Origin of the sequence: Pseudoxanthomonas daejeonensis, from assembly GCF_022637495.1 — a bacterium.
Taxonomy (GTDB): domain Bacteria; phylum Pseudomonadota; class Gammaproteobacteria; order Xanthomonadales; family Xanthomonadaceae; genus Pseudoxanthomonas; species Pseudoxanthomonas daejeonensis.
The window spans coordinates 378926-391654 of sequence record NZ_CP093331.1 but is presented as its reverse complement, the minus strand read 5'-3'; the positions used below and the strand labels follow the sequence as shown (position 1 = coordinate 391654).

Below are 12729 nucleotides of genomic sequence, written 5' to 3'. Positions count from 1 at the left end.
CGGCGGACAGCGAGCACGGCGCGGACGTGGTCGGTTACCCTCGTGCGTTCACGACAACGAGGAGGGAGCCGTGAAGTCCATTCTGATGACAGCGCTCGTCATGCTGGCGCTGCCGGCGCATGCGGCCGAGACGAAGAAGGCGGGTGCAGGCGAAGTGGTCACCATCTACACCACGGCGCAGGGAGCGAAGCAGCAGATGGCCCGCAGCCGCACCGCGCCGCTGGCGCAGGGCCACGCGCTGACCGAGGGCGAGAATTCGATCTTCGTCGAGCCGCGAAGGCGCTTCCAGAATTTCCTGGGCATCGGCGGTGCGATCACCGACGCCACCGCCGAGACCTTCGCCAAGCTCGACGCCAAACGCCAGGCCGAGCTGCTGCGCGCCTACTACGACACCGAGAAGGGCATCGGCTACACGCTGGCGCGCACCACCATCCACAGTTCGGACTTCGCCAGCGGCAGCTATACCTACATCGAGGAAGGCGACAGGGAGCTCAAGAGCTTCTCGATCGGGCACGACCGCACGTACCGGATCCCGATGATCAAGCGCGCGATCGCCGCCGCCGGCGGCACGCTGCCGATGATGGCCAGTCCGTGGAGCGCGCCGGCCTTCATGAAGGACACCAACCACATGCTCCAGGGCGGCAAACTGCTGCCCGAATACGCCGCCGCCTGGGCGAACTACTACACGAAGTTCATCGACGCCTACACCGCCGAAGGCATCCCGATCTGGTCGATCAGCCTGCAGAACGAGCCGATGGCCAAGCAGACCTGGGAGTCGATGCTGTACACGGCCGAGGAGGAGCGCGACTTCCTCAAGAACCACCTTGGCCCGACCATCAAGGCCAGCGCGCATCCGGACACGAAGATCGTGGTGTGGGACCACAACCGCGACATGATGGTCCATCGTGCCAACGTGATCTTCGGCGATCCGGAAGCATCGAAGTACGCGTGGGGCATGGGCTTCCACTGGTACGAGACCTGGGCCGGCTTCGACCCGATGTTCGAGAACGTGCATCGCGTGCACGAGTCGTATCCGGACAAGGTGCTGCTGCTGACAGAAGCTACGGTCGAGAAGTTCGACTGGGCGCAGGTGCAGCGCTGGGCCAACGGCGAACGCTACGGCACCTCGATCATCAACGACCTCAACAACGGGGCGTCGGGCTGGATCGACTGGAACATGCTGCTGGACGAGAATGGTGGGCCGAACCACGTCGGCAACTACTGCTTCTCGCCGATCCATGCCGACACCCGCACCGGCGAGCTGGTCTACACGCCCAGCTACTGGTACATCGGCCACTTCAGCAAGTTCCTGCGCCCGGGCGCGCAGCGGATCAGCTCATCGAGCAGCCGCAGCAACCTGCTGTCGACCGCCTTCGTCAACGGCGACGGCACGCTGGCCACCGTGGTGATGAACCCGACCGACGTGGAGCTGACCTACAACTACTACGTCGGCACCGCCTCGACCCGGGTGACCATCCCCGCGCATGCGATCCAGACGCTGGTGCATTGAGCGCGGCGTGGCGTCGGGAATGGGGGCGCCAGTTTTCCAGTTGGCGTCGGTGTGGCGGTCGTGCCCGCTCCTACAAAAGGCCCGGCGTCGCGGGAGCCGGTGCATGTGGAGATTCGTCGCAGGCGCGCCGCGTTTGCAGGAGCGGGCACGACCGCGACACCGAGGGCATCACAGAGCCGAGAGTCCACCCCGCGTCGATAACCCCCCATCGCCCGCTCTTCAACAACGCCTGCACGATTACCGTCCTGCAACCCGGGAACGCCGCATGAACTGCCAGGTACCCGCACGGCCGAGTCGCTTCGCGCTGCAGGCGATCCTGCTCCTGGGCCTGCTGCTGCCCCTGTCCCTGCCACTGCGCGCGGCCGACCTCGATGCGTTCTGGCAGGCGCCGCGCGCCGGCGGCAACAGCTTCAACGCTACTCCCCCGGACGAGGCCTACTTCCGCGCGCTGGCCGACAGTGGCGCAACCTGGGTGCGGCTGGCTTTCAGCAAGTGGCCGACGGCCCGACGGGATTTCCTCATCGGTGATGCCGATGCCTACACCGGACTGGTGCCGGAAGACCTCGCCACGCTGCGTCGCACCCTGGACGCGGCGCACGCCGCCGGCCTGAGAGTGGTGATCGCGCCGCTGAGCCTGCCCGGCGCGCGCTGGTCGCAGCACAACGGCGGCAGGTTCGACGACCGCCTGTGGTCGCAGCCGGAGCATGCGCGGCAGTCGGCGCGCTTCTGGCACGACCTCGCCGCCGCACTCAAGGACCATCCGGCGATCGCCGCGTACAACCTGCTCAACGAACCGGCGCCGGAAAAAACCACTGGCCTGGCCGAGAACGGCGAACCTGCGGCGCTTGCTGCATGGCAGGCCACCCACGCCGGCACGCCGCGGGACCTGCCGGCGCTCTACGACACGATCATCGCCGCGATCCGCGAGGTCGATGCGCTGACGCCGGTGATGGTGGACGGCGGCTGGTACGCCAACCCGCGCTCGCTGGCATCGTGGCCGCGGCGGCTGGCCGACGACCGCGTGCTCTACGCCTTCCACATGTACGAGCCGTACGCGGCCACCAGCGCGCCGAACATGAAGCGCAAGGTGCCTTGGCGCTATCCCGGCGCGGTCACCGAAGTAGCCGGGCGCGAGCAGGCCTGGGACCGCGCCGCGGTGGCGGCGCATGTGGGTACCGCGTTCGACTGGGCCCAGGCACAGGGATTGCCGCCGACGCGGATCGTCGCGGGCGAGTTCGGCTGCATGCGGCTGTGGGCCGACTGCGCCGCCTATCTCACCGACGTGATCGACGCGGTGCAGGCGCGCGGCGGGCACTGGGCCTTCTACGCGTTCCGCGAAGACGTGTGGGACGGCATGGACTACGAACTGCCGGCCACGCTGGCGCCGGGCCGCTTCTACTGGCTCACCGAAGCCGGCCGCGCCGCCGAACTGCCCCGCGATGGCGCGCTGATGAAGCTGCTGCGCGAACGCATGCGCGAGTGAAACCAGGGCAGCCGGGCGAGTCCGGCTCTACGTGAACGGCCTGGATCTCGCGTGGCGAGACCGGAAGGTGTACAAATGTACACCATGAGCCCCGCCGACGTTCCGCCGACCCTTCCGCCCCAGCGCGCCGCCGTGCTGGCCTTCCTGCGCGCCGAACTGGCCGCCGGGCGCGCGCCCAGCCTGGCCGAGATCGCGCTGGCCTTCGGCTTCGCCTCGCGCAACGCCGCGCAGAAGCACGTGCAGGCCTTGCTGGCCGAGGGCCTGCTGGAGCAGGCGCCGGGGCAGAAGCGCGGCCTGCGCCTGCCCGGTGGTGGCGCCGACCTGCTGCCGCTGCCGGTGCTGGGCCGGGTCGCGGCCGGCACGCCCATCAGTGCCGAGGGCATGGCCCGGTCCGGGATGCTTGCGGGAGCGGGCTTCACCGATCCGGACAGCCAGCTGTGGCTGGACCGGCGCCTGTTCTCGCCGCGGCCCGATTACCTGCTGCGTGTGCAGGGCGATTCGATGATCGACGACGGCATCCTCGACGGCGACCTGGTCGGCGTGCACCGCACGCCGGAGGCGCGCGACGGCCAGACCGTGGTCGCCCGGATCGATGGCGAGCTGACCATCAAGCGGCTGCAGCGCATGCGGCGGACGATCCGCCTTTTGCCACGCAATCCGGTGCATGCGCCGATCGAGGTGGAGCCGGGCCAGGACTTCGCCATCGAGGGCGTGTACTGCGGCCTGGTGCGGAAGGGCTGAAATGGCCGCGTCCGTGGTTGCCATCGAATCCCTGCTGGCCGCGCGCACGCTGTGGCATGCCGGCCGCCGGGCCGCGATCCCGGCCGATGGCGAGCCGACCGGCCACGCCGCGCTGGACGCCTTGCTGCCGCAGGGCGGCTGGCCGCGCCGTGCGCTGACCGAGCTGCTGCTGCCGGCCGATGGCGTCGGCGAACTTTCGCTGCTGCTGCCGACGCTGGCGCGGATCACCCGCGACGGCGGCACCGTCGCCCTGGTCGCGCCGCCCTACATCCCGTATGCGCCGGCCTGGCAGGCTGCCGGCGTGGACCTGGCGGGGTTGCAGGTGGTCGAGGCCGGACCGCGCGATGCGTTGTGGGCATTCGAACAGTGCCTGCGCAGCGGCGCCTGCGCCGCGGTGCTGGGCTGGCCGCTGCAGGCCGATGCGGCGGCGCTGCGGCGCCTGCAGGTGGCGGCCGACAGCGGCGCCTGCCTGGGCTTCGCCCTGCGCGACCGCAAGCATGCGGTCAATGCTTCGCCGGCGGCGCTGCGCCTGGAATGCGTGCGCGACACAGCCGCGCAGCGGCCGGTGTGGCAGGTGCGCAAGTGCCGTGGTGGCCCGGCGCCGGCGCAGGCGTTCGCCCTGGGCGCGGCGTGAGGTGGCGCCATGCTCTGGGCCTGTGTACTGCTGCCGCAACTGGCGCTCGACGCCGTCCTCCGCCGCCGGCCTGATCCGCGGGCGCCGCTGGCCCTGGTCGACGGTCCGGCGCAGCTGCGCACCCTGCATGCGGTGAATGCCGCCGCTGCTGCGGCCGGCCTGGCGCCGGGCATGCGCCTGGTCGCCGCGCACGCGCTGCTGCGCGACTTCGCGATGGTCGAGTACGACGAAGCCTCGGTCGCGCGCGTGCACCGGTTCCTGGCGGCGTGGGCCTACCGGCACAGTTCGCTGGTCAGCATGCAGTGGCCGGGCTGCCTGCTGCTGGAAGTGCGCGGCAGCTTCAGCCTGCTCGGGCCGTGGCCACGGATCGAAGCGCGGCTGCGCGGGGAACTCGATGCGCTCGGTTTCCGCCACCGCATCGCGCTGGCGCCGACGCCGCGCGCGGCGCGGGTGCTGGCCGGGCTGCGCGACGGCCTGGCGATCCCGCATGCGGCGACCCTGGCCACGCAACTGGACCAGGTGCCGGTGCGCCGCGCCTGCCTGCCGGACGGGCTGGGCACGCGCCTGCAACGCATGGGGATTACCGACCTGCGCACGCTGCGCGCGCTGCCGCGCGATGCCCTGCGCCGCCGCTTCGGCCTGCCGTTGCTGGAGCACCTGGACCGGATGTACGGCCAGGCCGACGATCCGCTCGAGTACTACCAGCCACCGGACCACTTCGACGCGCGGGTCGAGCTGGGCTACGAGGTCGAAAGCCACACCGCGCTGCTGTTCCCGTTGCGTCGCCTGGTCGGCGACCTGTGCACCTTCCTGTCGATCCGCGACGGCGGCGTGCAGCGCTTCGTGTTGCGGCTTGAACACGAACGCATGCAGGGGCCAGGGCATGCGGGCATGGGCGCGGGCAGTGCGCACACCGATGTCGAGGTCGGCCTGCTCGCCGCCGAGCGCGAGCAGGCGATGCTGTTCGAACTGGCGCGCAGCCGGCTGGAACGGGTGCAGATTCCCGCGCCGGTGGTCGCCATGCGCCTGCTGGCGCGCCAGCTGCCGCCGTTCGTGCCGGCCAGCCGCGACCTGTTCGACACCCGCAACCAGCAGCAGTTGCCGTGGCCGCAGCTGCGCGAACGCCTGCGCGCGCGACTGGGCGACGAGGCGGTGTACCGGCTGGCGCCCGGCGGTGATCCGCGCCCGGAACGGGCCTGGCGACGCGTGCAGGGCGACGAGTCGAAGATCGCCACCGCACCGTCGCGTCCGCCGCGCCCGGGCTGGCTGTTGCCGCAGCCCGTCCCGCTGCGCGGCGCGACGCGGATCCTCTCCGGTCCGGAGCGGCTGGAAAGCGGCTGGTGGGACGATGCCGACGCGCGCCGCGACTACTACGTGCTGGAAACCGCGCAGGGGCAGCAGGCCTGGGCCTTCGCGCCGCCCGGTGAGCAGGGGAGCGGGCAGGGCGGCTGGATGCTGCACGGGTGGTTCGGATGAGCTGGGACGAAGCCGTGGACGGCGTGGACCGCGACACCCCCGGCGGGCGTCCGCCACGCGCCTGGGAAGTGGCGCAGCGGCTGGGCCTGCGCGCGGCCAACGACGACGTGGCCCACCCTGCGGGCGCCGACGACGGCCTGCCGGCGTATGCCGAGCTGCACTGCGTGTCGGATTTCTCGTTCCTGCGCGGCGCCAGCGATGCGGAGGCGTTGTTCGAGCGTGCGCAGCGTTGTGGTTACAGCGCGCTGGCGATCACCGACGAATGCTCGCTGGCCGGGATCGTGCGCGCGCTGGAAGCTTCCGAGGCTACCGGCGTGCCGCTGGTGGTCGGCAGCGAATTCGTGCTGGTCGATGGGCTGAAGTGCGTGCTGCTGGTGGAGAACCACGCTGGCTACACCCGGTTGTGCGAACTGATCACCGTCGCGCGGCGCAGCGTGGAGAAGAAGGGCTACCGGTTGGCCCGTGCGGACGTGGAGCGGGTGATCGCGGCAGGCGCGCAAGGTGACTGGGCAGGTGAAGCTGGCGTAGAGCCGGGCTTGCCCGGCTCGGCGCACTGCGGCCTGTTCGCGCTGTGGATCCCCGGCGCGGAACCTGATCCGGCCCAGGGGCGCTGGCTGCAGCAGGTGTTCGGCGACCGCGCCTTCCTCGGCGTGGAGCTGCATCGCGAGACCGACGACGCGGCCAGGCTGTCGCGCCTGCTGGCGTTGGCGGCGGAACTGCGATTGCCGGCGCTGGCCTGCGGCGACGTGCACATGGCGCAGCGGCGCGAGCGCGTGCTGCAGGACACGCTGACCGCGATCCGCCACACGACCACGCTGGCCGAAGCCGGCGCCTTGCTGTTCCGCAACGGCGAGCGCCACCTGCGCACGCGCCGCGCGCTGGGGAATATCCATCCCGCCCAGCTGCTCGAAGCGGCCGCGGCGCTGGCCGCGCGCTGCACCTTCAGCATGCGCGAGGTGAAGTACCGGTATCCGAAGGAACTGGTGCCCGAAGGCGAAACCCCGTCCAGCCACCTGCGCGCATTGACCGAGGCCGGCATGCGCGAGCGCTGGCCCGGAGGGGTGCCTGAAAAAGCGCGCGCGCAGATCGAGGAGGAGCTGGCCCTGATCGCCGAGCTGGAGTACGAGGCGTTCTTCCTGACCGTGCACGACATCGTGCGGTTCGCCCGGGAAAAACAGATCCTCTGCCAGGGCCGGGGTTCCTCGGCCAACTCGGCGGTGTGCTACGCGCTGGGCATCACTGCGGTGAACCCGGCCGAAACCCGGCTGCTCATCGCCCGCTTCCTGTCGCGCGCGCGGAAGGAACCCCCCGACATCGACGTCGACTTCGAACACGAGCGGCGCGAAGAGGTGATGCAGTACGTCTACGGGAAGTACGGACGCCAGCGCGCGGCGCTGGCCGCCACGGTGATCAGCTACCGCGGCAAGAGCGCGGTGCGCGACGTGGCCAAGGCCTTCGGACTGCCCCAGGACCAGATCGGTCTGCTCGCCGAATGCTTTGGCTGGGGCAATGGCGAAACGCCTATGGAGCAGCGCCTGCGCGAGGCCGGCTTCGATCCCGGCAATCCGATGGTCCGCAAGGTGCTGGCGCTGGCGGGGATGATCGAGGGCCGGCCGCGGCACCTGTCGCAGCACGTCGGTGGCTTCGTGATCTCCGACACCCCGCTGTCGGCGCTGGTGCCGGTGGAGAACGCGGCGATGGTCGACCGCACCATCATCCAGTGGGACAAGGACGATTTGGAGACCTTGAAGTTACTAAAGGTCGACTGCCTGGCGCTGGGCATGCTGACCTGCATCCGCAAGGCCTTCGACCTGGTCGAGCGGCATCGCGGGCTGGCGCTGGACATGGCCACCGTCCCGGGCGACGACGTGCCGACGTACGAAATGATGCAGGCCGCCGACACCGTCGGCGTGTTCCAGATCGAATCGCGCGCGCAGATGAGCATGCTGCCGCGGCTCAGGCCGGCGAAGTTCTACGACATCGTGGTGCAGGTGGCGATCGTGCGTCCCGGCCCGATCCAGGGCGGCATGGTCCACCCCTATTTGCGCCGGCGCATGGGCAAGGAGGACGTCACCTATCCGTCCGAAGGAGTGAAGGCGATCCTTGGCGACACCCTGGGCATCCCCCTGTTCCAGGAGCAGGTGATGGAGCTGGTGATGCATGCCGGCTACGACGCCGACCAGGCCGACGGCCTGCGCCGCTCGATGGCCGCCTGGAAGCGCGGCGGTGACATGGAGCCGCACCGCATCCGCATCCGCGAGTTGATGGAAGGCAAAGGCTATGCCTCCGACTTCATCGACCAGATCTTCGAGCAGATCAAGGGTTTCGGTTCCTACGGTTTCCCGCAGAGCCATGCCGCCTCGTTCGCCAAGCTGGTCTACATCAGCTGCTGGCTGAAGCGGCACGAGCCGGCGGCGTTCGCCTGCGCCCTGCTCAACGCGCAGCCGATGGGCTTCTACTCAGCCAGCCAGATCGTGCAGGACGCGCGGCGCGGGCGCGGCGACCGGCGCGGCATCGAGGTGCGGCCGGTGGACGTGGTCCACAGCGACTGGCACAACACGCTGGAAGGCGGACATGTGCGCGCCGGAGCCGACGATGGCGGGCAGCCCGCATTGCGCCTCGGCCTGCGCCAGGTGGCCGGGATGTCGGAGCGGGTAGCGGATGCGATCACGGCCGCGCGCGCGCAGCGGCCGTTCGCCGACATACGCGACCTGTGCCTGCGCGCGGGGCTGGATGCGAAAGCGCGCAACGCGCTGGCCGAAGCCGGTGCGCTGGACGCACTGGCCGGCCACCGCAACGCCGCGCGCTGGGCGGTGGCAGGCGTCGAGCAGCACCGGCCCTTGTTGCCCGGCAGTCCGGAAGAAGCGCGGATCGAACTGCCGGCGCCGCGGCTGGGCGAAGAACTGGCCGCCGACTACCGCAGCACCGGGCTGAGCCTGCGCACCCATCCGATGGCGCTGCTGCGCGCGCAGATGGTGCAGCGGCGCATCCTCGGCTCGCGCGAACTGCGCGGACGGCCCCACGGCAGCGGCGTGCATGTCGCCGGCCTGGTTACCCAGCGCCAGCGACCGGCCACGGCCAAGGGCACGATCTTCGTCACCCTCGAGGACGAGCACGGCATGGTCAACGTGATCGTGTGGCCGCACCTGGCCATCCGCCAGCGCAAGCCGCTGCTGCAGTCGCGACTGCTGGCCGTGCGCGGGCGCTGGGAACGCGTCGATGGCGTCGAACACCTTGTGGCCGGGCAGATGGAGGATCTCAGCGGCCTGCTCGGTGGCCTGCCGGTCGATTCGAGGGATTTCCATTGAGCATGGACCTGTTCGCCGCCACCCCGATCCAGCTCGTCGAAGATGCCGAGGGCGGCATCCGCTACTGGCCCGCGTTCGTCGATGAAGGCGAGGCCGAGGCATGGTTCCAGGCCCTGTGCGCCCATTGCGAATGGCAGCACCAGCGGCGGCCGATGTACGACCGCGTGGTCGACGTGCCGCGGCTGCAGGCCTGGTACCCGTTCGATCAGGACTCGCACGAGGGCCTCCCCGCCAGCCTGCCGCTGGCGAAGATGCTGGCGCGCGTGCAGGCCTCCGTGCCCGGCGGTTACAACTCGGTGGGGCTGAATCTCTATCGCGACGGCCACGACAGCGTCGCCATGCACAACGACAAGCTGCACATGCTGGTGCCGGGACAGCCGATCGCGCTGGTGTCCCTGGGCGCCCCGCGCCGGATGAACATACGCGCCAAGGCCGGCGGGCGTGCGCTCGGGATCGACCTGGAACCGGGCAGCCTGCTGGTGATGAGCCATGCCAGCCAGGTCACCCACGAACACGGCATCCCCAAGACGGCGAGGCCGGCGGCGCCACGGATGAGCGCGGTGTACCGGGCGCGTCCGGCGATGTCGCCGCACCTGCAGGCGCGTCCGGAAAACGGGGAGATGCGTCGCAGCTTCACCCCGGCGCAGGCGCTGCACCGCCAGCGGCCCGCATCGGCGGGGCAGGGGCGGCAGGAGGCCGATGCACAGAGGTTGGACGCAGGGACGCCCTCGGCCGCGCCGCCCTCCAGGGTCGGCGGGCAATGAGGACGGGGCGTTGCGCCGCTCTCGTCGATCCCGTGAGCGCGCGCGCAGCAGCGGGGGGCGACCGGGCCGGTGCCGTCCCGACCGACGGCCGCTGTTTCGCCTATGTGTTCCCCTGTCGCTGGGAAGACCACTGCAAGATCGGGTTCTCGAACGATCCGCTTGCGCGCATCAACGCGCTGCATCCGCGCTGGTTCGAGTTCTTCGACCTGGAGCGCGGAACGCTGGTCGAAGCCGAATCCACGCGCGATGCCCGCGACCTGGAGCTGGAACTGCGCGGCGGACTGGGCGAGCACAACGCGCCGGCGCCGCTGGCCATCGCCACCGGCGCCGGCGGCCATACCGAGTGGTTCCGCGGTGCGGAAGCCGTACTTGAGGCACGCGTCGCAGTGCTGCATGGGCGTGGCTACCGCGTGCATCCACTCGACGGCTGGCTGCATACCGCACTGCTCGATCGCGCCGACAGGCTCCACGAGTGGGCCGTGGCCCAGCTTTCGGTGGACGAGCTCGAGGGCCTCGTGGGGCAGACGCCGGCGCAACGGCGGGTACTCGCTGCGCTCGATGCCTGCTGCGCGCTGCACATACCGGTCGAGGCGCGGCTGCCACCGGTGGTGCTCGCCTGGTACCTGCGCGCCCGCGAACGGTGACCTGCCACGCGCGAAGTCCCTGCGGCTGTCGCTTCCTCGCCGGGGCCTCAGCGCGCAGTCTTTCGCGGGGTGGCCTTGCGCGTCGCCGAGCTCCGGCTCGAGATGTTCTTCGTGGCCTTGCGTGGTGCCTTGCCAGGTGCGGACTTCTTCGTGGTCTTCGTGGCCGCCTTGCGGGCAACCTTCTTCGTCGCTTTTTTCGCTGTCTTCTTCGTAGCCTAGCGGGTCGCCTTCTTCGCCGGTGAGGCGGTTGCCATCCTGGTCGTCCTGCTGGCCGCTTTCGTTGTCGACTTCCCTGCAGTCTTCCGTGTCGCCTTCTTCGCTACCTTCTTCGTGGCCTTCTTCGCCACCTTCCTGGCAGGATTCTTCGTTTCCGACTTCGTCGTCGCTTTCTTCGTCGCTCTTTTTGCAGTCTTCTTGACGGCCTTCTTCGTCGCGGTCTTGCGGCCACTGCCCGATTGCTTGCCGCCGCCATCCTGCTTGTTCACGGTTGCCCAGGCGATGCGTTCGGCGTCTTCCTGGCTGCGGCCCTTTTCCTTCTCGCTGTCTTCGATATGTTCGGCCTGACGTTGCTGCTTGCCGGTGTAGCTGGACTTGTCTCCACGGGGCATGGGGGGTCTCCGGGGTGCACCCATCGTGCAGGCCCAGCTAACGCAACGCGCGGTAAGGCGGTCGTGAAAAATCCGGGCAGGGTTGCCGAGGGGGCAGGCCAGGGGAGCGCCCGGGCTGGCCCGTCGCCGGGCTGCGGATCCGGGCGTCGTGCCTGTATCGTGTGCCGTCTTTCAGCGAGTAGCCGCGTGATGTCCGCCGACCGTTCCAGCACCTCCGACACCGGGCGCAACACGCACACGCTCAAGCCGCGCCAGCTGGTCATGATGGGCCTGGGCAGCGCGATCGGCGCCGGACTGTTCCTGGGGTCCGGGGTGGGCGTGCAGCTGGCCGGCCCGGCGGTGCTGTTGTCCTACGTGGTGGCCGGCGCACTGGTGATCATCGTGATGCACGCGCTGGGCGAGATGGCCGCCGCGCGCCCGAACCGCGGTGCGTTCTCGGTGTATGCCGCCGATGCGATGGGTGCCACCGCCGGCGCGACCGTCGGCTGGCTGTGGTGGGTGCAGCTGGTGATCGTGATCGCCGCCGAAGCGGTGGGCGCGGCGGGGTTGCTCGCCAGCCTGTGGCCCGGGTTGTCGGTGCCGGCGCTGGCGCTGCTGTTCATGGCGGCGTTCACCGTGATCAACCTGCTGGGCGTACGCAACTTCGGCGAGTTCGAATTCTGGTTCGCGATCATCAAGGTCGCGGCGATCATCGCCTTCATCCTGGTCGGCGTCGCGCTGCTGCTGGGCTGGCTTCCGGACGTGGCTTCCCCCGGCCTGTCCAACTTCACCGCGCATGGCGGCTTTGCTCCGGCCGGCCTGGCCGGGATCGGCGCGGCCCTGCTGGTGGTGGTGTTCGCGTTCGGCGGTACCGAGATCGTGGCCGTGGCCGCGGCCGAGACCGAGGATCCCGAGCGCAGCGTCGCCCGCGCGATCCGTACCGTGGCCTGGCGCATCGTGGTCTTCTACCTGGGTTCGCTGAGCGTGATCGTTGCGGTGGTGCCGTGGACCAGCCCTGCGCTGAAGTCGCCGTTCGCGGCCGTGCTGCAGATAGCGAACATCCCGGGTGCCGCCGCCGCGATCACGCTGGTGGCGGTGATCGCGCTGCTGTCGGCGCTCAACGCCAACCTCTACGGCGCGTCGCGCATGATCCAGTCGCTGGGCCAGCGCGGCGAGGCGCCTGCGCTGCTCGGACGTACCGACGCGCGCCTGGTGCCGGTGGCCGCGGTGCTGGCCAGCGTGCTGTTCGGCTTCGTCGCCGCCGGCCTGGAACTGATGTTTCCCGAACGGGTGCTGCCGACGCTGCTCAACATCGTCGGCTCGACCTGCCTGCTGGTCTGGACCATCGCATTGCTGTCGCAACTGATCCTGCGTCGTCGCGCCGACCGGGCCGGGATCCGGCTGCCGTTCCGCATGGCCGGCTTCCCCGTGCTGACGCTGATGGCGCTGGCGATCCTCGTCGTGATCTTCGTCCTGCTGCTGGCCGGTCCACAGACGCGAGCGCAGTTCCTGTCGATGGTGGCACTGACCGCGTTGATTGCCGCAGGCAGCGCCTTGGCCCGACGCGGGCGATAGCCGCCGC

General features: G+C 70.1%; 10 protein-coding genes and 1 pseudogene. 10 read left to right on the top strand and 1 reads right to left on the bottom strand.

Annotation, left to right across the window (positions count from 1 at the left end; translation table 11 throughout):
• Positions 1-100 precede the first annotated feature (100 nt).
• The 9 genes and pseudogenes from MNQ95_RS01865 (at position 101) to MNQ95_RS15865 (ending at position 10779) form a co-directional block, all read left to right on the top strand.
• Entirely contained in the window at positions 101-1510 is a 1410-nt protein-coding gene (locus MNQ95_RS01865) for a glycoside hydrolase family 30 protein (RefSeq protein WP_241954333.1), read from the top strand.
• A gap of 265 nt (positions 1511-1775) precedes the next feature.
• A complete protein-coding gene (locus MNQ95_RS01860) occupies positions 1776-2993 on the top strand; it encodes a glycoside hydrolase family 5 protein (protein ID WP_241953638.1) in 1218 nt (405 codons plus the stop codon).
• An 84-nt stretch (positions 2994-3077) separates the two neighbouring features.
• Positions 3078-3734: a transcriptional repressor LexA gene (gene lexA, locus MNQ95_RS01855; RefSeq protein WP_162411153.1), complete on the top strand. Its 657-nt coding sequence runs from the start codon at positions 3078-3080 to the stop codon at positions 3732-3734.
• Position 3735: 1 nt separating this feature from the next.
• Positions 3736-4368 (top strand): translesion DNA synthesis-associated protein ImuA, encoded by a 633-nt coding sequence (imuA, locus tag MNQ95_RS01850; protein WP_162411152.1) that lies wholly within the window; start codon positions 3736-3738, stop codon positions 4366-4368.
• Between the two features lie 9 nt (positions 4369-4377).
• Positions 4378-5844, top strand: coding sequence for a Y-family DNA polymerase (locus MNQ95_RS01845; protein ID WP_162411151.1), 1467 nt, complete (start codon positions 4378-4380; stop codon positions 5842-5844).
• Complete coding sequence (locus MNQ95_RS01840) at positions 5841-9152, top strand: error-prone DNA polymerase (protein WP_162411150.1); 3312 nt, start codon at positions 5841-5843, stop codon at positions 9150-9152. The genes MNQ95_RS01845 and MNQ95_RS01840 overlap by 4 nt, the downstream gene beginning before the upstream one ends.
• Positions 9153-9154: 2 nt before the next feature.
• Positions 9155-9733 (top strand): annotated as a pseudogene (locus MNQ95_RS01835) (alpha-ketoglutarate-dependent dioxygenase AlkB family protein); the annotation flags it as partial.
• Positions 9734-9948: 215 nt separating this feature from the next.
• Positions 9949-10560, top strand: a complete 612-nt coding sequence (locus tag MNQ95_RS01830) for a GIY-YIG nuclease family protein (RefSeq protein WP_241953637.1) — start codon at positions 9949-9951, stop codon at positions 10558-10560.
• A gap of 75 nt (positions 10561-10635) precedes the next feature.
• Complete coding sequence (locus MNQ95_RS15865) at positions 10636-10779, top strand: hypothetical protein (protein WP_425605696.1); 144 nt, start codon at positions 10636-10638, stop codon at positions 10777-10779.
• Here the strand turns inward: MNQ95_RS15865 and MNQ95_RS01825 are convergent.
• Positions 10776-11168 carry a hypothetical protein gene (locus MNQ95_RS01825; protein ID WP_425605695.1) on the bottom strand — a complete coding sequence of 131 codons (393 nt, stop codon included), beginning with the start codon at positions 11166-11168 and terminating at the stop codon, positions 10776-10778. The genes MNQ95_RS15865 and MNQ95_RS01825 overlap by 4 nt on opposite strands.
• A gap of 189 nt (positions 11169-11357) precedes the next feature.
• On the opposite strand from MNQ95_RS01825, the gene MNQ95_RS01820 reads away from it, so the two are divergent.
• Positions 11358-12722, top strand: a complete 1365-nt coding sequence (locus tag MNQ95_RS01820; RefSeq protein WP_241953636.1) for an amino acid permease — start codon at positions 11358-11360, stop codon at positions 12720-12722.
• Positions 12723-12729: the final 7 nt, after the last annotated feature.